Annotated in this window: 24 protein-coding genes; 22 read left to right on the forward strand and 2 right to left on the reverse strand. The window is 37.0% G+C overall.

All coding sequences use genetic code 11. The annotated features are described in order from the left end of the window. Positions 1-102 precede the first annotated feature (102 nt). From CN288_RS17290 to CN288_RS17305, 4 genes are all read left to right on the forward strand, one after another. Positions 103-762, forward strand: coding sequence for a tetratricopeptide repeat protein (locus CN288_RS17290; protein ID WP_026593471.1), 660 nt, complete (start codon positions 103-105; stop codon positions 760-762). A 103-nt stretch (positions 763-865) separates the two neighbouring features. Next, positions 866-3,202: an SF1B family DNA helicase RecD2 gene (recD2, locus tag CN288_RS17295; protein WP_026593470.1), complete on the forward strand. Its 2,337-nt coding sequence runs from the start codon at positions 866-868 to the stop codon at positions 3,200-3,202. A gap of 141 nt (positions 3,203-3,343) precedes the next feature. Further along, the gene (locus CN288_RS17300; protein WP_000490499.1) at positions 3,344-3,532 is read left to right on the forward strand and encodes a hypothetical protein; all 189 of its coding nucleotides are present in this window, start codon (positions 3,344-3,346) and stop codon (positions 3,530-3,532) included. A gap of 18 nt (positions 3,533-3,550) precedes the next feature. After that, positions 3,551-3,679 (forward strand): YrzQ family protein, encoded by a 129-nt coding sequence (locus tag CN288_RS17305; protein WP_001102898.1) that lies wholly within the window; start codon positions 3,551-3,553, stop codon positions 3,677-3,679. A 46-nt stretch (positions 3,680-3,725) separates the two neighbouring features. On the opposite strand, the gene CN288_RS17310 is transcribed toward CN288_RS17305, so the two are convergent. Continuing rightward, positions 3,726-3,938: a hypothetical protein gene (locus CN288_RS17310; RefSeq protein ID WP_026593469.1), complete on the reverse strand. Its 213-nt coding sequence runs from the start codon at positions 3,936-3,938 to the stop codon at positions 3,726-3,728. A 184-nt stretch (positions 3,939-4,122) separates the two neighbouring features. On the opposite strand from CN288_RS17310, the gene CN288_RS17315 reads away from it, so the two are divergent. The 14 genes from CN288_RS17315 (at position 4,123) to CN288_RS17380 (ending at position 18,701) form a co-directional block, all read left to right on the forward strand. Then, a complete protein-coding gene (locus CN288_RS17315; protein ID WP_026593468.1) occupies positions 4,123-5,181 on the forward strand; it encodes an AI-2E family transporter in 1,059 nt (352 codons plus the stop codon). Between the two features lie 478 nt (positions 5,182-5,659). Further along, entirely contained in the window at positions 5,660-8,302 is a 2,643-nt protein-coding gene (alaS, locus tag CN288_RS17320; RefSeq protein WP_090687603.1) for an alanine--tRNA ligase, read from the forward strand. 78 nt (positions 8,303-8,380) lie between these two features. Next, complete coding sequence (locus CN288_RS17325) at positions 8,381-8,647, forward strand: IreB family regulatory phosphoprotein (RefSeq protein WP_000348589.1); 267 nt, start codon at positions 8,381-8,383, stop codon at positions 8,645-8,647. 3 nt (positions 8,648-8,650) lie between these two features. After that, entirely contained in the window at positions 8,651-9,064 is a 414-nt protein-coding gene (gene ruvX, locus CN288_RS17330) for a Holliday junction resolvase RuvX (RefSeq protein WP_026593466.1), read from the forward strand. A 12-nt stretch (positions 9,065-9,076) separates the two neighbouring features. Further along, positions 9,077-9,361 (forward strand): DUF1292 domain-containing protein, encoded by a 285-nt coding sequence (locus tag CN288_RS17335; protein ID WP_026593465.1) that lies wholly within the window; start codon positions 9,077-9,079, stop codon positions 9,359-9,361. A gap of 224 nt (positions 9,362-9,585) precedes the next feature. Further along, positions 9,586-10,656, forward strand: a complete 1,071-nt coding sequence (gene mltG, locus CN288_RS17340) for an endolytic transglycosylase MltG (RefSeq protein ID WP_026593464.1) — start codon at positions 9,586-9,588, stop codon at positions 10,654-10,656. Between the two features lie 215 nt (positions 10,657-10,871). Continuing rightward, the gene (locus CN288_RS17345; protein WP_026593463.1) at positions 10,872-11,513 is read left to right on the forward strand and encodes an O-methyltransferase; all 642 of its coding nucleotides are present in this window, start codon (positions 10,872-10,874) and stop codon (positions 11,511-11,513) included. Between the two features lie 7 nt (positions 11,514-11,520). Further along, complete coding sequence (locus tag CN288_RS17350; protein WP_026593462.1) at positions 11,521-12,450, forward strand: peptidase U32 family protein; 930 nt, start codon at positions 11,521-11,523, stop codon at positions 12,448-12,450. An 18-nt stretch (positions 12,451-12,468) separates the two neighbouring features. Then, the gene (locus CN288_RS17355) at positions 12,469-13,749 is read left to right on the forward strand and encodes a peptidase U32 family protein (protein WP_026593461.1); all 1,281 of its coding nucleotides are present in this window, start codon (positions 12,469-12,471) and stop codon (positions 13,747-13,749) included. Between the two features lie 17 nt (positions 13,750-13,766). Further along, positions 13,767-14,405 carry a uridine kinase gene (gene udk, locus CN288_RS17360; RefSeq protein WP_003200515.1) on the forward strand — a complete coding sequence of 213 codons (639 nt, stop codon included), beginning with the start codon at positions 13,767-13,769 and terminating at the stop codon, positions 14,403-14,405. Positions 14,406-14,687: 282 nt separating this feature from the next. Then, positions 14,688-15,164: a transcription elongation factor GreA gene (greA, locus tag CN288_RS17365; protein ID WP_035415628.1), complete on the forward strand. Its 477-nt coding sequence runs from the start codon at positions 14,688-14,690 to the stop codon at positions 15,162-15,164. 238 nt (positions 15,165-15,402) lie between these two features. After that, positions 15,403-16,104, forward strand: a complete 702-nt coding sequence (locus CN288_RS17370; RefSeq protein WP_090687598.1) for a hypothetical protein — start codon at positions 15,403-15,405, stop codon at positions 16,102-16,104. Between the two features lie 90 nt (positions 16,105-16,194). Further along, positions 16,195-17,949, forward strand: coding sequence for a peptidoglycan D,D-transpeptidase FtsI family protein (locus CN288_RS17375; RefSeq protein WP_098302707.1), 1,755 nt, complete (start codon positions 16,195-16,197; stop codon positions 17,947-17,949). A gap of 116 nt (positions 17,950-18,065) precedes the next feature. Next, complete coding sequence (locus CN288_RS17380) at positions 18,066-18,701, forward strand: YrrS family protein (protein WP_098302708.1); 636 nt, start codon at positions 18,066-18,068, stop codon at positions 18,699-18,701. 34 nt (positions 18,702-18,735) lie between these two features. Here the strand turns inward: CN288_RS17380 and CN288_RS17385 are convergent, their stop codons facing one another. Continuing rightward, positions 18,736-18,951 (reverse strand): YrzA family protein, encoded by a 216-nt coding sequence (locus CN288_RS17385; RefSeq protein WP_026593456.1) that lies wholly within the window; start codon positions 18,949-18,951, stop codon positions 18,736-18,738. A 136-nt stretch (positions 18,952-19,087) separates the two neighbouring features. On the opposite strand from CN288_RS17385, the gene CN288_RS17390 reads away from it, so the two are divergent. The 4 genes from CN288_RS17390 (at position 19,088) to CN288_RS17405 (ending at position 22,578) form a co-directional block, all read left to right on the forward strand. Beyond that, a complete protein-coding gene (locus CN288_RS17390) occupies positions 19,088-19,726 on the forward strand; it encodes a class I SAM-dependent methyltransferase (protein WP_090687591.1) in 639 nt (212 codons plus the stop codon). Between the two features lie 14 nt (positions 19,727-19,740). Beyond that, positions 19,741-20,436 (forward strand): 5'-methylthioadenosine/S-adenosylhomocysteine nucleosidase, encoded by a 696-nt coding sequence (gene mtnN / locus CN288_RS17395; RefSeq protein ID WP_090687586.1) that lies wholly within the window; start codon positions 19,741-19,743, stop codon positions 20,434-20,436. Positions 20,437-20,518: 82 nt separating this feature from the next. Beyond that, entirely contained in the window at positions 20,519-21,442 is a 924-nt protein-coding gene (locus CN288_RS17400) for an O-acetylserine dependent cystathionine beta-synthase (RefSeq protein ID WP_098302709.1), read from the forward strand. 2 nt (positions 21,443-21,444) lie between these two features. Beyond that, complete coding sequence (locus CN288_RS17405) at positions 21,445-22,578, forward strand: bifunctional cystathionine gamma-lyase/homocysteine desulfhydrase (protein ID WP_098302710.1); 1,134 nt, start codon at positions 21,445-21,447, stop codon at positions 22,576-22,578. The last annotated feature ends 32 nt before the right edge of the window (positions 22,579-22,610 follow it).

Here is a 22,610-nt window from a genome sequence, read left to right on the forward strand (position 1 = left end):
GCCTCTGCCGATTCGCGGTCAGAGGTTTCTTTTTTAAAGAGCGAATTTTTGTTCGCTCGGAAAATAGATTCTTTGTTATAATTTGTTGTAGAGGTGAGGAACATGTCAAATAAGCTTGAAACAGGCATTCAATATATGCAAGAAGGAAACTGGGAAGAAGCAGCTAAAAACTTTACAGAGGCAATTGAAGAAAATCCGAAAGATGCGCTTGGATACATTAATTTCGCGAATTTATTAGATGTGTTAGGCGATAGCGAGCGTGCAATTCTATTTTATAAACGCGCGTTAGAATTAGATGAAAAATCAGCTGCCGCCTATTATGGACTCGGAAACATATATTATGGACAAGAACAATTTTCAGAAGCAAAAGTTGCTTTTGAACAAGCTATGCAAGCTGGGTTACAATCAGCTGATGTAACATTTATGCTTGGGATTACACATGTACAGCTTGGAAATGATCTTCTTGCACTGCCGTTTTTACAAAGAGCAGCTGAACTTGATGAGTCAGATGTAGAAGCAGTATTCCAATGCGGATTATGCTTTGCACGACTAGAGCATATTCAAAACGCAAAACCTTATTTTGAAAAGGTATTACAAATGGACGAAGAGCATGCAGATGCGTATTATAATCTAGGTGTTGCTTACGTATTTGAAGAAAATAATGAGAAAGCACTTGCCTTATTTAAGAAGGCGACTGAAATTCAGCCAGATCACTTTTTAGCAGGGAATGGTATTCGTTTATTAGAGCAAGAAGGCGAATAAAAATTAGATTTTAACGTGCAGTTACCCCTCATCTGATTGTGAAGGAGAAAGGTGGGGGCTGTACTGCTCGTTAGAGTGAGAAAAACCGGAAAGGAGAGGCGATATGGGAAATCAACATGCAATGGATTTGTTTGAGGAAGAGCAAAAATTTATAAAAGCACAAGTTCTTCATACCATTTTCCACAACGAAGAAAACCTCTATTCCGTTGTCAGTATGAAAATCATTGAAACAAATGAAACATATGACGAAAAAAGAGTGATGATCAACGGTCACTTTCCCCGTATGCATGAAGACGAAGTATTTACATTAACAGGGCATTTTAAAGACCATCCAAAGTACGGAAAACAATATTTAGTTGAAACATTTAAAAAAGAGTTACCCCAAACCAAAACAGGTATGGTGCAATATTTAGCAAGTGATTTATTTAAAGGAATTGGGAAGAGAACAGCAGAAAAGATTGTTGATTATCTTGGGGAACATGCAATTTCTAAAATTATGGACGACCCTGCTGCATTAGAAGGTGTTGTAAATAAGCAGAAAGCACAAGAGATTTATGACACAATTATTGAACACCAGGGTCTTGAAAAAGTCATGAGCTTTTTAAATGGTTATGGTTTTGGAACGAAGCTCTCGATTAAGATTTATCAGCAGTATAAAGAAATGACGCTTGAGGTAATTCGGAACAATCCGTATCAACTGATTGAGGAAGTAGATGGTATAGGATTCGGAAGAGCGGATGATATAGGACGAGCGCTTGGTATATCAGGGAATCATAATGACCGTGTACGTGCGGGATGTTTCTATACACTAGAGAATGTTTCACTGCAAGATGGGCATGTATTTATGGAAAAAGGTCAACTTGTTCGAGAAACAATGTCACTTTTAAATAAGCAAGAAAGCGCTGTGGCAGAAGAAGATGTAGTGCAGTGTGTTGAAATGATGCAAGGAGAAGGGAAAGTCATTATCGAAGACGAGCGTATTTATTTGGCATCTCTGTTTTATTCTGAAAAGGGCGTTGTCAAATCAATTCGCCGTCTCATGAATCAAGAAGAGACACCTTCGTTTCCTGAAGCAGAAGTACTATTAACGTTAGGGAAAATTGAAGAGCAGCTAAAAGTACAGTATGCGCCGTTTCAACAAGAGGCCATCCAAACTGCTCTTCATAAGCCGATGATGCTATTAACAGGTGGACCGGGCACAGGGAAGACAACTGTAATTAAAGGAATCGTCGAAATGTACGCTTCCTTGCATGGTTTATCATTAAATCCGAAAGATTATAGTGATGATAATCCGTTTCCGATTTTGTTAACAGCTCCGACAGGCCGCGCTGCGAAGCGAATGAGTGAGTCGACAGGACTTCCTGCTTGTACAATTCATCGTTTACTTGGATGGACGCCAGAAGGATCTTTCCAGCGTAATGAAACGGATCCGGTGCAAGGGAAGTTACTTATTATCGATGAATTTTCAATGGTTGATATTTGGCTTGCAAATCAACTATTTAAATCATTACCAACAAATATTCAAGTCATCATTGTAGGTGATGAAGATCAATTGCCATCTGTAGGGCCAGGGCAAGTATTGAAGGATTTATTAGATGCTGGGGCGATTCCGACAGTGAAGTTAACAGAGATTTACCGTCAAGCAGAAGGGTCATCCGTTATTCAGCTTGCCCATGCAATAAAAAATGGAACGCTTCCACCAGACTTAGCACAAAATAAAAAAGATCGTTCGTTTATTGGTTGCTCAGGTACTCAAATTGTTGAGGTTGTAAAGCAAGTATGTGAAAACGCAAAAGCGAAAGGATTTAGTGCAAGAGATGTACAAGTATTAGCACCTATGTACCGCGGACCGGCAGGGATTAATGTGTTAAATGAAGCGCTGCAAGAGGTCTTTAATCCAAAAAAAGAAAAGAGTAGAGAAATTGCTTATGGTGATGTCGTGTACCGTGTCGGTGATAAAGTGCTGCAGCTCGTAAATCAACCAGAAAGCCAGGTGTTTAATGGTGATATTGGAGAAATTGTTTCTGTCTTTTATGCAAAGGAGAATGTCGAAAAACAAGATATGATTGTTATTTCATTTGACGGGATTGAAGTAACATATATAAAGCCAGATTTAAATCAGATTACGCATGCATATTGTTGTTCAATCCATAAGTCACAGGGAAGTGAATTCCCAATTGTAATTATGCCGATTGTAAAGAGCTATTACCGCATGCTGCGTCGTAATTTAATTTATACAGCTATTACGAGAAGTAAAAAGTTTTTAATTATTTGCGGAGAAGAATCAGCCTTTCAATCAGGTGTGAATCGTCTTGATGATTCAATGCGGCAAACAACATTAGCGGATCGCTTGCAGGAATCAAAAGAGGAAGTACAAATGGTTACAATTGATGGTCAGGAGATGGATGTGGAAAACATTTCACCGTATGATTTTATGTAACAAGGTGAAATTATATAGTGAAACTTTCAATATAGAAAGCGTTATTTTGAAAGTATAAGGCAGTTCTAGTATGTATAAATGAATGCAGTTTGGACATAATGGCGAATAGGATCTGGGAGACTGTAAGGAGATGAAAGCCATATGTTCAGTTGTCCAAATTGCAAAGGAAAAGATATTGGGAAAATAGGTGTCAACCAATTTTATTGCTGGAACTGTTATATTGAATTATCGGTTTCAAAGGGGAAAATCCATACGCATCAAGTAGAGGAAGATGGCTCGCTTAGTTCTCTTGATGATTTATTTGATGAGAATGAACGAACTATCGGATAATCAAAAGGGGGATTTACTTTGAACGTACGCAATTCATTAATCGCATTAGGTATTGGGGCTGCAGCGTATCAATATGCACGTAAACAAGACGTATTTTCCAAACGAAATATGAAAAGAGCGCGTAAAATGATTAAATCATATCTATAATCATTTCTATAAAGTGAAGAACTCCCTTATTTATTAGGGAGTTTTTTCATGTACTTGTGTATAAATAAAACAGTCCAATTTCAGAAAAAAGATAAGAAAGCCCGTAACATCCAATACCAAGAACCCCGTAATACCATAGCTGTTTTGCACGTTCCTTTCGCGTTGAACGTGTGAAGAATCCCTTCCAAATACCAAATCCAATACAAATCCATTCTAGTATCATAAAAAGTGCTGAAAGGATGAGCATGAACCAAATCATTTTATATCTCCTCCCCTATGTTCGAGCTGACTTAAGAGCTTGTTCGTATTAGGTTAAATATATGTAAGTTTTTAAAAAACAGTATGGCCCGTATGAAATTATTTTAGTCCGGTTATTTTTTTAAAAGTTTTGCACATAACCTTCCCTATTTCTTTTCAAAATAAGGGGAGAGGAGGTTTTTCGCTTGAAGAATCTTAAAATTATTTGGATTTATCGATTAGGGTTATTATTATTAGTGTTTCTATGTTTGCTTGTCTTTTTAAAAATTAAACCATTATGGGCACCGATTATATTCGTATTTAAAGTAGCAATTACACCATTTTTGATTGCTTGTTTTATCGCTTATTTGCTGCATCCCTTAATTGAAAAATTGCATAAAGAGGGAATGCCACGTACACTTGCTATTTTGCTGATTTATATTCTTTTTTTTGGTGGTCTCGGTTATGGGATTTATAAAGGGACACCGATTGTGATTGCGCAGTTACAAGAAGTTAATAAGCAATTCCCGCAGTTTATGAAAATGTATGATTCTTGGATGGACGGTGTGACAGAACAGACAGACAATTTCCCATCATTTATTCATGAGAAAGTAAAGCAGATTTTTATTGGAATTGAAATGAAGATACAAGCGTTATTAAATAAAGTGATGAGTACAGCACGTGGTGTATTAGATTCATTGCTTATCATCTTTTTGATTCCATTTATTGTATTTTACATATTGAAAGATTATGGGGAATTTTATCATATCTTTTGGAAGATGGTTCCGAGTAAATGGCGTAGTACGGGGCAGATGTTGGCGAAGGAGATTGATAAGTCACTTGGAAGTTATATTCGAGGGCAATTATTTGTTTGTTTAGTTTTAGGAGGAGTGTCTGCTCTTTCATTTTGGTTTATTGGTATGAAGTATCCGCTATTATTAGGAATCATTGTTGGAGTTACTGATATAATCCCGTACTTTGGTCCTATTTTAGGGGCGATTCCGACATTGATGATTGCAGCAACGATATCCACAAATCTTTTTATTAAAGCAAGTATTGCACTTGCCGTTTTGCAATTTGTTGAAAGTAATATTTTATCTCCGTATATTGTTGGGAAATCGTTACGTATGCACCCGGTTATTATTATGCTCGCATTACTTGTTGGAGGGGAAATAGCTGGAATTGTAGGTCTTCTCATATCAGTTCCTATTTTAGCGGTGATTCGAACAGTCGTTGTTCATATAAAGCCCCTCTGGAAACATTGACAAATGGAAACGGATTCGCTACAATTTTGGCATATAGTATAAACTTACATACGTTTATATCATAAGATGTTATCATATATGATTTGAAATCGATGACGGAACGAGTATGTCACAGTCCATTTTTAGAGAGAAACTTCCATCGGCTGAAAGAAGTTTTAAATGAAGGGTGACAGAACGCTAATCCTGAGAGCAGCTAATCCCTGCCGTCTTGCCACGTTACGGCACCATGAGGTGATGAAATAAATGCATATTACAGTATGCAATCTAGCTTCAGCGTCTAAAAGCTCCGAAATTTCCCAATCTCACGGAAAGACAAAAAACGTCTTTCAGTTCGACTGGTTCAATTTCTTCCGCTTTTAAGCGAGACGCTTCCGCTTTTTATTTCATAATTAGGGTGGTATCGCGAGTTAACTCTCGTCCCTTTTATAGGGACGGGAGTTTTTTGTTTTTATGGAATTTCTTAAAGGAGGAAATATAGATGAAACAATTAACAGGCGCACAAATTCGTCAAATGTTTTTAGACTTTTTTGAGGAAAAAGGGCATGCAATTGAACCAAGTGCATCATTAGTTCCGCATGAGGATCCATCTCTTTTATGGATTAACAGTGGTGTAGCGACATTAAAGAAATACTTTGATGGTCGTGTAATTCCGCAAAATCCACGTATTACGAATGCACAAAAATCAATTCGTACAAATGATATTGAAAACGTTGGGAAAACAGCTCGTCACCATACATTCTTTGAAATGTTAGGAAACTTCTCAATCGGTGACTACTTTAAAGAAGAAGCAATTACATGGGCTTGGGAATTCTTAACAAGCGAAAAATGGATTGGATTCGATAAAGAGTTACTATCTGTTACAATTCATCCAGAAGATGAAGAAGCATTTACAATTTGGAATGAAAAAATGGGTGTTCCGAAAGAGCGCATTATTCGTTTAGAAGAAAACTTCTGGGATATCGGTGAAGGACCAAGTGGACCGAACACAGAAATTTTCTATGACCGCGGAGAAGCTTACGGTAACGATTTTAGTGACCCAGAGTTGTACCCAGGCGGAGAAAACGAGCGCTACTTAGAAGTGTGGAACCTTGTATTCTCTCAATTTAACCATAATCCAGATGGCTCATATACACCACTTCCAAAGAAAAACATCGATACAGGGATGGGTCTAGAGCGTATGACATCTATCGTTCAAGATGTACCTACAAATTTTGATACAGACCTATTTATGCCAATGATTGGGGCAACAGAATCAATCTCTGGTGAGAAGTATCGCGGTGGCGATGTAGAGAAAGATATGGCATTTAAAGTAATTGCTGATCATATCCGTACAGTAACATTTGCTGTTGGTGATGGAGCTCTTCCTTCTAACGAAGGCCGTGGCTATGTATTACGTCGTTTATTACGCCGTGCGGTTCGTTATGCGAAGAAATTAAACATTAACCGTCCATTTATGTATGAATTAGTACCAGTTGTTGGAGAGGTAATGAAAGACTTCTATCCAGAAGTTCTTGAAAAGAAAGATTTCATTGCAAAAGTTGTGAAAAACGAAGAAGAGCGTTTCCATGAAACACTTCATGATGGCGAAGCGATTTTAGCAGAAGTAATTGCAAAAGCGAAAGAAGAAAAAACAACTGTTATTTCTGGAGTAGATGCATTCCGTCTATATGACACATATGGCTTCCCAATTGAATTAACAGAAGAATATGCAGAAGAAGCTGGTATGACAGTTGACCATGCAGGTTTTGAAGCTGAAATGGAAAAACAACGTGAGCGTGCACGTGCTGCTCGTCAAGACGTTGATTCTATGCAAGTTCAGGGCGGTGTGCTTGGAGAAATTAAAGTAGCTAGTGAATTCGTTGGCTATGGTACAGTTGCTACAGAAAGTAATGTTATTGCACTTGTGAAGAACGGCGAGTACACAGATAGCTTACAAGCGGGTGATGAAGGACAATTAATGCTTGATGTAACACCATTCTACGCTGAGAGCGGTGGACAAATTGCAGACCGTGGTTACCTTCTTGCTGACGGTGTGAAAGTTCTTGTAAAAGACGTACAAAAAGCACCAAATGGTCAAAACTTACACAAAATTGTTGTTGAAGAAGGTACATTAACGAAAGAAGCGACTGTAAAAGCTGTTATTGATACGAAAAACCGTAGCAGTGTTGTGAAAAACCATACAGCAACGCATATTTTACACCAAGCATTGAAAGATGTACTTGGAACACATGTTAACCAAGCTGGTTCTCTTGTAACATCAGAACGTTTACGCTTTGACTTCTCTCACTTCGGTCAAGTACAAGCTGACGAATTAGAAAAAATTGAGCGTATCGTAAACGAAAAAATTTGGGAAAGTATTGATGTTGAGATTTCTCAAAAAGCAATCGAAGAAGCAAAAGCAATGGGTGCAATGGCATTATTTGGTGAAAAATACGGAGATGTTGTACGCGTTGTACAAGTAGGTGGTTACAGCTTAGAGCTTTGCGGTGGTTGCCACGTTGATAACACAGCTTCTATTGGTATTTTCAAAATTGTTGCTGAGTCTGGTATCGGTGCAGGAACACGCCGTATTGAGGCTGTAACTGGTAAAGCAGCATACGAATTAATGAACGATCAAGTAGGTTTATTAAAAGAAGCTGCAGGTAAAATGAAAACAAATCCAAAAGATATTTTAACAAGAGTAGATGGTCTATTTGCTGAAGTGAAGCAACTTCAAAAAGAGAATGAATCTCTTGCTGCGAAATTAAGCAACATTGAGGCTGGAAACTTAACAGATTCAGTTCTTACGGTTGATGGAGTGAATGTATTAGCAACAAAAGTGAATGTTGCAGATATGAATAACTTACGTACAATGATGGATGACCTAAAGAATAAACTTGAGTCTGCGGTGGTTGTATTAGCAGCTGTAAGTGATGACAAAGTGAATATCTTAGCAGGTGTAACGAAAGATTTAATCAACCAAGGATACCATGCAGGTAAACTTGTGAAAGAAGTTGCTTCCCGCTGCGGCGGTGGCGGTGGCGGCCGTCCTGATATGGCTCAAGCAGGTGGTAAAAACCCAGCACAAGTAGATGAAGCTTTAGCATTTGTCAAAGAGTACGTTAAATCTGTTTCAAAATAAAGAGAGAGTAGTGTACAATAGTAGGGAGAGGAGAAATTCTTCTCCCTATACTTACTACTTATAAGTGAGGTGCTTAAAATGGACGGTTTTGATAAAACAATGAAGTTTAATTTTCAAGATGAAAAACAGAGTGTCCATGTAAACGATGTACTTTTAACTGTGTATGATGCACTTCAAGAAAAAGGCTATAATCCGATTAACCAAATCGTCGGTTATTTATTAAGTGGAGACCCAGCATACATACCTCGTCATAAAGATGCACGAAGCATTATCCGCAAGCTAGAACGTGATGAACTGATTGAAGAGCTTGTGAAGTCTTATTTGAAACAACATCGTGAGGAGTAGTATATGCGGATATTAGGTTTAGATGTTGGAACAAAAACAGTCGGCGTTGCGATTAGTGACGAAATGGGCTGGACGGCACAAGGCTTAGAAACGATTAAAATCAATGAAGAACGAGAAATTTTTGGTTTTGATCGGGTTTCTGAGTTAGTAAAACAGTACAATGTGGACAAGATAGTAGTAGGATTGCCTAAAAACATGAATGGTACGATCGGTTCACGTGGCGAAGCATGTCAGCAATATGCTGAAAGCTTGCGTGAACTTCTGCAACTAGAGGTTATACTGTGGGACGAGCGTCTGTCAACAATGGCAGCGGAACGTCTTCTTATTTCGGCTGATGTAAGTCGAAAGAAGCGAAAGCAAGTTATCGATAAGATGGCTGCAGTCGTGATTTTACAAGGATATTTAGATAGTAAATAAGAGGTGACCAAAATGGAAGAAAATCAAATTACAATTGTAGACGAAAAAGGTAACGAGCATTTATGTGAAATTATTTTCACTTTTGATGCTGAAAAATTTGGGAATAAATCATATGTAGTCTTCTCACCAATTGGTGAAGTTGACGAAGATGGAGATCCAATTTACGATGCAATGGCATATGAGCAAAGTGAAGATGAATCAGGTGGAACATTACTTCCAATCGAATCTGAAGAAGAGTGGGAAATGGTACAAGAAATGTTTAACACGCTTGCTGAAGAAGAAGAGGGCGAAGAGTAATTAGTTGAAAAGATGGGCTGTACATGCAGTCCATCTTTTTTTGTATTCTTGTGCAAAATGACAGATTTTTTGTCGAAACTACATAATTGTTTATAGTATAATTAGACAGATTATAGAAAAAATAAATTGCCTGTCTAGAAATGATAGGTGGATTTGTCGCGATTTTGTAGGATGTTGTATAGAGTGTGTACATACGGTCTACAATTGAATAAGGAGGAAGAACTTTGGTAGAGAATCAAGTGAGGAAGAAGCGTAGACGCGCCTTTTTAATAGTAATTATTGCGCTACTTGTGGTCTGTGTGTCCGTCTATGCGTATATTTCATCTGCGTTAAAACCAGTTGATAGCGGGAATAAAAAAGAAATTGAAGTAGAGATTCCCAAAGGCTCATCTACAAGTAAAATTGGAGAGATTTTAGAAGAAAAAGGCGCTATTAAAAATGGTACAGTATTTAGTTTCTATGCAAAAGCTAAATCTAAAAACTTGCAGGCAGGTACATATTTGTTAAATTCGTCAATGAATGTAGATGATGTAATGGAACAAATGTCATCGGGTAATGTCCATCGTTCAGTTGCTTATAAATTGACGATTAAAGAAGGTGCACAAATTGTTGAAATTGCAGATATAATTGCGAAGGAACTGAAATGGAATAAAGATGATGTTGTACGCCAATTAAACGATAAGGCTTTTATCCAAAAAATGCAGCAAAAGTATCCGGTATTATTAACAAATAAAATCTTTGATGGCAATATTAAATATCCGTTAGAAGGTTATTTATATCCAGCGACGTATTCTTACTACAAAAAAGATACAACTTTAGAAGAAATTGTTACAGAAATGCTTGAGAAAACAAATGCACTAATTGTTCAAAATAAGGAGAAAATGAAAGAAAAACAGTTGGACGTTCACCAGCTTTTAACATTATCTTCTTTAATTGAGGAAGAGGCAACTGGATTTACAGATCGTCAAAAAATTTCCAGTGTCTTTTACAATCGTTTAGCTAAGGGAATGCCATTACAAACAGATCCCACGGTATTATATGCACTTGGCAAGCATAAAGAGCGTGTGTTATATGACGATTTAAAGGTAAATTCGCCTTATAATACGTATGTTGTAAAAGGGCTTCCAGTTGGGCCGATTGCGAATTCTGGTAAGCATTCTATACAGGCAGCGTTAGAGCCTGCCCAAACAGATTATTACTACTTCTTAGCAGCACCAAGCGGCGAAGTGTATTATGCGAAAACGTTAGAAGAACACAATGCATTAAAACAAAAATATATTACACAAAAGAAATGAAAATAGGAGGGAGAGCGAAAAGGGTCGCATATCCCTCTTTTTTATGATAAAATATACCGGGTTAAAAACTGGCAGAAGAATCGTTTTTAATATCAAAACGGGACGTACAAGCTAAGGATGAAGCTGGCTTGTATTTTTATTGCATTCTATGTGTGAAAAGATAGAAATTGCCACGTCATAGAGGCACTTCTCCATGTAAATAAGGAGGACCATTTATGGAGGATGCAGTTAACGAGTACCTACTATCATTTATTGATCCAAAAGAGGAACTGATTCTTGAAATGGAACAGTATGCAAGTGAATATCACGTGCCGATTATGGATCGTCTTGGAATGGAGTTTATGTTACAATTTTTACGTTTAATTGGGCCGAAAAGCATATTAGAGCTTGGAACAGCAATTGGTTATTCTAGTATTCGTATGATGCAAGCTATCCCTAATTCTCGTATTGTGACAGTAGAACGAAATAGTGATCGATATGAAAAAGCACTTGAATATATAAAACGTTCTCCTGTAAAAGATCGTATTTCCGTTATTTATGGTGATGCATTAGAAACAGGCGAACAAGTGAAAGAACATGGAACATTTGATGTTATTTTTATTGATGCTGCAAAAGGACAATATCGTCGCTTTTTTGACTTATATGAACCGTTATTAAATCCAGGTGGTGTCATTATTTCAGATAATGTGATGTACCATGGACTTGTAGCGACAAAAGAAAAAATTGAAAATAGACGTACGCGTGGTTTGATTCGTCGTATTAAGACGTACAATGAATGGCTGATGAACCATGAAGGATATGATACAACCATTTTCCCAATTGGTGATGGAGTAGCCGTGAGTAAAAAGAGAGGGTGACAAAGGTATGAAAAAACCTGAATTGTTAGTAACGCCAAGAGCGGTGGCTGATATTGAACCTCTTGCAAAAGCAGGAGCAAGCGCAGTAATGATCGGTGAACAAAAGTTTGGCTTACGTTTAGCGGGAGAGTTTACGCGTGATGATGTGAAACAAGCTGTAAGCATTGCACATGAAAATGGTATGAAAGTATACGTAGCGATGAACGCTATGTTCCATAACGACAAAGTAGAAGAATTAAAAGACTACGTTGCATTTTTGCAAGACGTGCATGTAGATGCCGTTGTTTTTGGAGATCCAGCAGTATTAATGACTGTACGTGAAGTAGCACCAAGCATGCAAATGCACTGGAATACAGAAACGACAGCAACAAACTGGTTCACCTGTAACTATTGGGGCCGAAAAGGTGCCAAACGTGCTGTCCTTGCACGTGAATTAAGTTTAGATGAAATTGTTGAATTAAAGGAAAACGCTGAAGTTGAAGTTGAAGTGCAAATTCATGGCATGACATGCATGTTCCAATCAAAGCGTTCATTAGTAGGAAATTACTTCGAGTATCAAGATCGTAATCTAGAAATTGAAAAGAAAAAACATGAAGAGAATATGTTCTTACATGATCCAGAGCGTAATAATAAATATCCAATTTATGAGGATGAAAATGGTACTCATATTATGAGTCCAAATGATATTTGTTTCATTGATGAGTTAGATGAATTAATCGATGCTGAAATTAATAGCTTGAAAATTGACGGTGTGTTAAAAAGCTCTGAATACATTATCGAAGTAACAAAGAAATATCGTAAAGCTATTGATTTATGTGTAGAAGATCGCGATGCGTATTATGGCGTGAAAGACGATTTATATAAAAAAATAGAAGAAATGCAACCAGTAAATCGTCCGTTAGATACAGGATTCTTCTTTAAAGAAACGGTTTACTAAACGAGGAGGGTGTAGGAAATGACTGTACAAGAAATTTCACGAGTGATCGATGGAAAACGCGTAATTGTGAAAAAACCTGAACTGTTAATCCCTGCGGGTAATTTAGAAAAATTAAAAGTAGCTATTCATTACGGTGCAGATGCTGTATATTTAGGTGGACAAGAATTTGGTCTTCGCTCAAATGCAGGTAACTTTACGCTTGAAGAAATGGCAGAAGGCGTTGAATTTGCAAAAAAATATGGTGCGAAAATATATGTAACAACAAATATCTTTGCACATAATGAAAATATGGATGGGCTAGAAGACTATTTAAGAGGGATTGAAAAAGCTGGCGTAACGGGTATTATCGTTGCAGATCCTCTTATTATTGAGACGTGTAAACGTGTAGCACCTTCTGTTGAAGTACATTTAAGTACACAACAATCATTGTCTAACTGGAAAGCGGCGCAGTATTGGAAAGAAGAAGGTTTACATCGTCTTGTATTAGCTCGTGAAGTGGGCTATGAAGAGATGAAAGAAATTAAAGAAAACGTTGATATCGAGATTGAAGCATTCGTCCATGGGGCAATGTGTATTGCATACTCTGGAAGATGTACTTTAAGTAACCATATGACAGCGCGTGACTCAAACCGTGGTGGGTGTTGTCAGTCTTGTCGTTGGGATTATGACCTGGTTCAAACGGTATCACAACATAAGGAGGCAGAAGAACTTCCTTTATTCCAAGAGGGCGATGCTCATTTTGCAATGAGTCCAAAAGATTTAAATCTAATTCTTTCGATTCCAAAAATGATTGAAATTGGAATTGACAGCTTGAAAGTAGAAGGACGCATGAAATCCATTCACTACGTAGCAACAGTAGCAACTGTATACCGCAAAGTAATTGATACGTATTGCGCAGATCCTGATAATTTTGAGTTCAAACAAGAATGGTTAGATGAGCTTGATAAATGTGCAAATCGTGACACAGCTCCTGCATTTTTTGAAGGAGTTCCAGGGCACTTAGAACAAATGTATGGAAATCATAGTAAGAAAACAACGTATGATTTTGCTGGTTTAGTGTTAGATTATAATGAAGAAACAGGCATTGTGACGTTAGAGCAACGTAATTACTTCAAACCAGGTCATGAAGTTGAGTTCTTTGGACCGGAAATAGAAAACTTTACACAAACGGTGGAGAAAATTTGGGATGAGGATGGAAACGAATTAGATGCAGCGAGACATCCGTTGCAAATCGTGAAATTCAAAGTGGATCAACCAGTGTATGTGAATAATATGATGCGCAAAAGCATACATCAATAAGAAAGAGTGATAGTTGAATGGGGACGAATAAGCCGGTTGTAATTGGAATTGCTGGTGGTTCAGGATCAGGTAAGACAAGTGTAACAAAAGCGATTTTTGATCAATTTCAAGGTCATTCCATTTTAATTTTGGAGCAAGATTATTATTACAAAGATCAAAGCCATTTGCCGATGGAAGAGCGTTTAAAAACAAATTACGATCATCCATTAGCATTTGATAATGACTTATTAATTGAGCACTTACATCAGTTGCTTGCATATAAGCCGGTTGAGAAACCCGTATATGATTATACATTGCATACACGCTCAGAAGAAATTATTCCAGTAGAACCGAAAGATGTAATTATTTTAGAAGGGATTCTCATCTTAGAAGACCCACGTCTTTGCGATTTAATGGATATTAAAGTGTTTGTTGATACAGATGCTGATCTTCGTATTTTACGTCGCATGCAACGTGATATTAAAGAGCGTGGCCGTACAATGGACTCTGTTGTTGAGCAGTATGTAAATGTTGTACGTCCAATGCATAACCAATTTATTGAGCCTTCTAAGAAATTTGCGGACATCATTATTCCAGAAGGTGGACAAAACCATGTTGCAATTGATATTATGGTTACAAAAATTGCAACAATTCTTGAACAAAAAGTGAATTTGTAATAGCATAGTAAAAGATATACGATAGGAAGGGATTTTTTCCCTTCTTATCGAATACAATGAAACATGCAACCTCACCTAATGTTAGGTGGGGGCATATTTATATGAGATTTCCATACATATCTTCTTTATATAAAGAGGCATTGGAAAAAACACGGGGTTGTATGTGACAACTCCGCTAGTGCATGTGTACTAGAAACCTCCGCTACAAAGGTAAAGCGGAGGAGTTTTCATATTGAACTCCTCTTTTTTTCGGGGGATTGGTATATAAAAGGAGTGGAAAACATGGCAACAGAAAAAACATACCCTATGACGCAAGAGGGTAAACAAAAATTAGAAAACGAACTTGAGCAATTAAAAACAGTAAGACGTAAAGAAGTTGTAGAGCGTATTAAAATTGCGCGTAGCTTCGGTGATCTTTCTGAGAACTCAGAGTACGATGCAGCAAAAGATGAGCAAGCATTTGTAGAAGGTCGTATTACACAACTTGAAAATATGGTTCGTAACGCAGTGATCATTGAAGATAATGGTGAAGAGTCTACAGTTGTAACGTTAGGTAAAACTGTAACATTCAAAGAATTACCAGATGGAGACGAAGAAGCTTACACAATCGTTGGTAGTGCAGAAGCAGACCCATTTGAAGGAAGAATTTCTAACGATTCTCCAATCGCAAAAAGCTTACTAGGTAAGCAAATTGGTGAAAAAGTAGCAATCCAAACACCAGGCGGAGAAATGCAAGTAGAGATTATCTCTGTAAAATAATAAAAGGAGGTTCACTCATATGGGTGAACCTCTTTTATTTTTTTCTTCTATTATCCCGTTGCTCTCAAGATTCTAAGTGAAAAGTGCCAATCGTCCATGATATTTCGATTTTTATCGTATTCGACATGATGTGACAATATAAGGGTCTTAATTTTGATATTATAATTGATGAATTTTTATACTTTTATGTTTGGAAGTATGAGGAGATTTTAAAGGGGATAAGAAAGAGGGAAAGTTCATGAAAAAGAAATTATTTGCAGCATTCACTTGTGGCGTCATGATGACAGGATTAGCGGCATGTGAATCTAGTGAGAAAACAAGTGCATCAAACGAATCGAAATCGAAGCAAGAAGAAAGAAAAGACGAGGTATCTTCGTCCTCCAAAAACGAATCGAATACAAAAGAAAAGCAAGAATTAGATAAGGATAAAAAGAGAGAGAAATTTGAAGACTTTGATCCAGAGTACCAATTAGCTATTGTCATGAGACTTTTTAATGATGTAACTGTTAAATATGATTATGCAATTGGAAATCCTGAATATATGTTACAAGAGTCGATGGATCAGAAAGCAATAGATGACATGAAGAAGTTATTGCAAGAACAGGCAAAAAATAATGATAAACTTTTAAAAGATGAAGTAAATCAAGCTGTTACTTTCCTAAAAGGATCCAAGTTAAAGAAGGATGAAACTCAAAAATTAATCAACGCAGAAAACAACTATTTAAAGATAACAGAAAAACTGATAGCGTGTTTAGATTCTGTAACAGTTGAGAATGCAAAGGAAAAACGAAATGAAATGAATTCTTTAAAACAAGAATATGTGAAGAGTGCAGAGCAAGTAAGGACTACTGCAGTTGAAGTTGCTCAAAATTCAGGTTTAAATGTGGAAACTTATAAATCAGTTTTCGAAAAATATGCAAAGCAACCCGTCAACCAATAAAAAATAATTACATCATATAGGACTGGATAACATTGCGCTTTGTATAAAAGGACTAACACCTCGTCTAAACTGAAAAGACGAGGTGTTTTTATGAAAATGAAGCGGAGAATTGCGATTACTTTACTCTGTTTTGCATGTATCATGCTATTACTACTTGGTAGGCTAGCTCAAATACAAATTATAGCCACGGAATCATTTACAAAGAGGCATATAAATTTAATTGAAAAGAGTGTTACCCAGCGTACACAAGCATTCACATTGGATGATGGTAGGGGACATTTTGTTGACCGGAACGGAGAAAATCTAGGAGAAGAAAGATACCCAGTGTTAGTCATTTTTCCTTTTCTACAAATAAAAAATGACATGTTAGAAAAAATTACGCATATCATTGGTGTGCCGGGGCAAGACATAAAGCTGCAAATGAAAGACAAACGAAAACCATTTATACTTCAAAGGGGTGATAAACCGTTTCAGTTAACGAAAGAACAGATGGAGAAGGTAAACCGTGCGGATATTTTAGGTATGGTAGCAATCGAAGTGAGAATGAAACAAATATCGGAAGCGGAGCATCTGATCGGAGTAGTCGGAGAAAACGAGAAGGAATTAAAAAAACGATATGAGAAATTTAAAAAACTATCTAGTCAAACAATTATCGGTATTTCTGGATTACAGCAATCGTTTGATGAATTTTTAATGACTGATGGTGAAACGAAAGTATTATATCAAGTAGACAGACAGGGAGAACCGATTTTTGGGAAGCGTGCAAAATATACATCTCCTGGAAATCCCTTTTATCCAGTTACGATTCAAACGACGATAGAAAAATCTTTGCAACAAAAAGCAGAAGAGCTTGTGCGAACACATGGAATTAAAAAAGGTGGATTAGTACTACTTGATGTGAAGAAGAGTGAAATTGTAGCAATGGTGAGTAAACCATCTTTACAGATGAACGATAAGCGTGCATATCAAAAAACGATGGAGAACCAAATGCTAACGCCTCATTTCCCAGGTTCCGTTTTTAAAACAGTTATAGCGGCCGCAGCAATTGATAATGATATGATTCAATCTCATCGTATGTTTAACTGTAATACAGATCCGTATGGTGAAAATTTCTCACAGGTTATGATGGGGGAATTAAACTTCACAGAGAGTTTTGCTAGGAGTTGTAACAGAACATTCGCTGTGCTTGGTGATGAATTGATGCAAAAGGATAAACATATAATGGAAACGTATTTAGAAGCGCTAGGAGCGAGTGAGACGGTAGGATGGAAAGGGCAAATGTTTCATACGTCTGGGTTTAAACAGTTGATAGAAGAGAAAAAAGCAACTGTTTGGAATGGCGAAGAAAATAAGGTGGGTCACAAAGCAATCGCTCAAACGGCAATTGGACAAAAGGATGTAAGAATATCCCCTTTAGCCATTGCAAATATGATGGCGACGATTGCAAGAAATGGGGAGAAGAAAGAAGTAAAAGCTGTAAAAGAAATCCGATATAAAAATGGAACGAAATTTTTTTATTTTGAAGACCATAAACTGGAAGGACGACAACTCTCTTATAGTACAGTGAAACAGGTACAATCCTTGTTAAGGAAAGTCATAACGATGGAAAAGGGAACAGGTGCAACGTTTCAATCGCTACCTTTATCTGTTGCTGGAAAGTCTGGGACTGCGCAAACAGGAAAAGAAGATCGCGTAAATCGTTGGTTTGCGGGTTATTTCCCATACGAAAACCCGAGATATGCACTAGTAGTTGTTGATTTAGAAACGAATAGTAAAGAAAATACTGTAACACCGATTTTTAAAGAATTTGTGGAAGAGATTGCTCACTTGGAAGGGAGAAGGTAATCTTGCAATTTATAATCAAATGTTTTCATTTCGTGAAAATGTTACTGTAGTTGTTCAACCATTTAAGATTTAGTGTTACAATAGCAAGTAGGAAAAACTGCATGGAGGTTTGAAGAATGGCAGGAGGATCTAGATTCCAACAGAAACAACAAAAACGTCGTCACAACGGTGTTTTAAATATCGCAATAGCTATCGTATTATTAGCAGTAGCTATTGTAGCGTATCAATTATTTGTTCCTGATACAACAGAGCAAGCGTCTTCTCCACAAAAGAAAGTATCTCAGGAAACAACAAAAGGTAATAAAGCTGAGAAAAAGAAAGATAAAGAAGAGCAAGCAAAACTAGAAGAGCAAAAGAAGAAAGAGGAAGAAGAGAAGAAGGCTGCAGAAGAGAAACAAAAAGCTGAGGAAGAAGCGAAAGCAAATGAGAAAGTTCCAGCTGAAAAAACACAGCCTAAAGCAACTGATGCTTATACAAAAGCTTCTTGGAAGCCAGTTGGTACAACGCAAGGTGCAACACCGGCAATGACATTTAAACAAGGGTCAGCAGATTGGAATGAGATGAAACAAGCAATTTCCTCTGCAATTGAAGTTCCAGTGGAACAGTTGGTCATTCACCGCATTGGAAACAACGGTAAGCAAAAAGCATACGGTAATGTACAAGATAAACAAACCGGTAAAAAATATTATGTAAATATTGATTGGGTAGAAAACGAAGGCTGGAAACCAGTACTTGTTCAAACTCTAAACTAAAAAAGAGAAAGGTTNNAACCTTTCTCTTTTTTAGTTAGCGTAATTTTTTTAATTTGAAATGAACAACTGCGCTGTAATATGGCCGTTTGCTTTCAGTATCCATAACCATTTGATGAGAAATATGATGAACTTCCAGCATAAGTGCTTTATTATTGTCAATTTGTTCGTTAACTTTCTTTTCTAAAGAAACTAAGTCAGCTGCCTCAAAAAATTCTACTTTATCTTCCAACATTTCAAAGGTAAATGACACAAAATACGCCCCTTTCTGCATAATCTAGTTAAGTGTAACAAAGAAAAGAAGGAAATACCATTTTCATTTCAATTGACATTTTCGAAAAGAAGGCATATCATACTGATAAAACCGATAAGAAAAAGGGGAATTCGATATGGGTACAGAATTTAACGGTTTATTTGATGAGTGGGCTCATACGTATGATTCATTCGTACAAGGCGAAGATATACAATATAAAGAAGTTTTTGCTCGTTATGAGGCCATTTTAGAGGATGTAGTAAATAAATCATTTGGAAATGTATTAGAATTTGGTGTTGGTACTGGTAATTTAACAAATAAATTATTACTTGCTGGCCATACTGTATACGGCATAGAGCCGTCACGTGAAATGCGTGCTATCGCAAAAGAAAAGTTACCAAAAGGATTTTCGATTACAGAAGGAGATTTTCTTTCTTTTGATGTCCCGAATTCTATTGATACAATTGTAAGCACCTATGCATTTCATCATCTAACAGATGAAGAAAAAGACGTAGCAATTGCGAAATATAGTCAATTGCTTAATAAAGGTGGTAAAATAGTGTTTGCTGATACGATATTTGCAGATCAAGAAGCGTATGATAAAACTGTTGAAACTGCAAAACAAAGAGGTTTTCATCAGTTAGCAAATGATTTGCAAACAGAATACTACACACGTATTCCGATCATGCAATCTATTTTTGAAAACAATGGCTTCCACGTAACGTTTACGAGATTGAATCATTTCGTTTGGGTAATGGAGGCAACTAAGCAATAGAAAGAGGGATTAGATTGAGAATTGCTGTAATTGGAGCAATGGAAGAAGAAGTACGTATTTTACGTGACAAATTAGAACAGGCAGAAACAGAAACTGTTGCAGGTTGTGAATTTACGAAGGGACTATTGGCAGGGCATGAAGTAATCTTGTTAAAGTCTGGTATTGGTAAAGTGAATGCAGCTATGTCAACGACAATTTTATTAGAGAGATACCAACCTGAAAAAGTAATGAATACGGGTTCAGCTGGTGGATTCCATCAATCTTTAAACGTGGGTGATGTAGTTATTTCAACAGAAGTTCGTCATCATGATGTGGATGTAACTGCATTTGATTATGAATATGGTCAAGTGCCAGGCATGCCACCAGGATTTAAAGCTGATGAAGAACTAGTTGCATTAGCTGAAAAATGTATGAAGGCAGAAGAAAACATTCAAGTGGTTAAAGGAATGATTGCAACAGGAGATTCATTTATGAGCGATCCCAACCGAGTTGCAGCAATCCGTGATAAATTTGAAAATCTTTACGCAGTAGAAATGGAAGCAGCAGCGGTTGCACAAGTTTGCCATCAATATAACGTTCCATTTGTAATTATTCGTGCACTTTCTGATATTGCTGGGAAAGAATCAAATGTTTCATTTGATCAATTTTTAGATCAAGCAGCTCTTCATTCTACAAACTTTATTGTAAAAGTATTAGAAGAGTTAAAGTAATGTAACAAAAAGGCAACTGTCTCATATAAAGAAAATACATACAGTTGCCTTTTCTTTATTGGCGAATAAGGAGGAGAACACGATGAAGGTGTATCGTGGAGTTCATGAGTTAATCGGTCATACACCGATTGTAGAAATTACTCGTTTTCCACTTCCAGAGGGCGTTCGTTTATTTTCAAAGCTTGAATTTTATAATCCAGGTGGAAGCGTGAAAGATCGATTAGGAAGAGAATTGATTGAGGATGCACTGGCAAAAGGCTTTGTAGCGCAAGGTGGAACGATTATTGAACCGACAGCTGGAAATACTGGTATTGGACTGGCACTTGCTGCATTAGAGTATGATTTACGTGTGATCGTTTGTGTACCAGAGAAATTTAGCATTGAAAAACAAGAGTTAATGAAAGCTCTCGGTGCAACGGTTGTGCATACACCAACTGAACAAGGGATGACAGGTGCAATTGCAAAGGCAAAAGAATTAGTAAAAGAAATTCCAAACTCATACTCTCCAAGTCAATTTGCAAATGATGCAAATCCACGTGCTTATTTCAAAACATTAGGTCCGGAGCTGTGGGAACAGTTGGGTGGAGAGATTAACATATTTGTGGCAGGTGCAGGTACTGGTGGTACATTTATGGGAACTGCCTCCTATTTAAAAGAACAAAATCGTGAAATTAAAACGGTGATTGTGGAACCAGAAGGATCTATTTTAAATGGTGGTGAAGCAGGTTCACATGAAACAGAAGGAATCGGTCTTGAATTTATTCCGCCATTTTTAAAATCATCATATTTCGATGAAATTCATACCATTTCTGATCGAAATGCATTCAGGCGTGTGAAAGAATTAGCGCAGAAAGAAGGCCTTCTTGTTGGCAGTTCTTCGGGAGCAGCATTTCATGCAAGCTTATTAGAGGCTGAAAAGGCAAAACCAGGTACAAATATTGTAACGATTTTTCCAGATAGCAGTGAGCGTTACTTAAGTAAAGATATATACAAAGGGTGGGAATGAAAATGAGAGCAAAAACAAAGTTAATTCATGGTATTCGCATAGGAGAACCTTCAACTGGATCTGTAAACGTACCGATTTATCAAACAAGTACGTACAAACAAGAAGCAGTTGGAAAGCATCAAGGATACGAATATTCACGTACAGGAAACCCGACACGTGCAGCGCTAGAAGAAATGATTGCCGTATTAGAAAACGGTCATGCAGGGTTTGCTTTCGGTTCAGGAATGGCTGCGATTACAGCAACGATTATGTTATTCTCAAAAGGAGATCATGTCATTTTAACAGATGACGTATATGGCGGAACATATCGCGTAATTACAAAAGTATTGAATCGTTTCGGTATTGAACATACATTTGTAGATACAACAAATTTAGATGAAGTAGCAGAAGCAATTCTTCCGAATACGAAAGCAATTTATGTAGAAACGCCAACAAATCCACTATTAAAAATTACAGATATTAAGCAAATTTCTACATTGGCAAAAGAAAAAGGTTTATTAACAATTATTGATAACACATTCATGACGCCTTACTGGCAGTCACCAATCTCTTTAGGTGCAGATATTGTACTTCACAGTGCAACGAAATATTTAGGTGGACATAGTGACGTTGTTGCTGGATTAGTTGTTGTAAATAGCGCGCAATTAGCAGAAGACCTTCATTTCGTTCAAAACTCAACAGGGGGCATTCTTGGACCACAAGACAGTTTCTTACTACTTCGTGGTTTAAAAACATTAGGAGTCCGTATGGAAGAACATGAAACAAATTCACGCGCCATTGCTGAGTTTTTAAATAATCATCCAAAAGTTAATAAAGTATACTATCCAGGCCTTGAATCACATCCAAATCATGCATTAGCAACTGAACAAGCGAATGGATACGGTGCAATTATTTCATTTGATGTAGATAGTGAAGAAACGCTAAATAAAGTACTTGAGAAACTGCAGTATTTTACACTTGCTGAAAGTTTAGGGGCGGTAGAAAGCTTAATTTCTATTCCAGCACAAATGACTCACGCATCTATCCCAGCAGATCGCCGTAAAGAATTAGGAATTACGGATACATTAATTCGTATATCTGTGGGTATTGAAGATGGTGAAGATCTAATTGAAGATTTAGCGCAAGCATTAGCATAATAAAAAGCACTGCTAAAAATGAAGTGAACCCT

Origin of the sequence: Bacillus sp. AFS023182 (assembly GCF_002560575.1) — a bacterium.
Classification (GTDB): domain Bacteria; phylum Bacillota; class Bacilli; order Bacillales; family Bacillaceae_G; genus Bacillus_A; species Bacillus_A arachidis.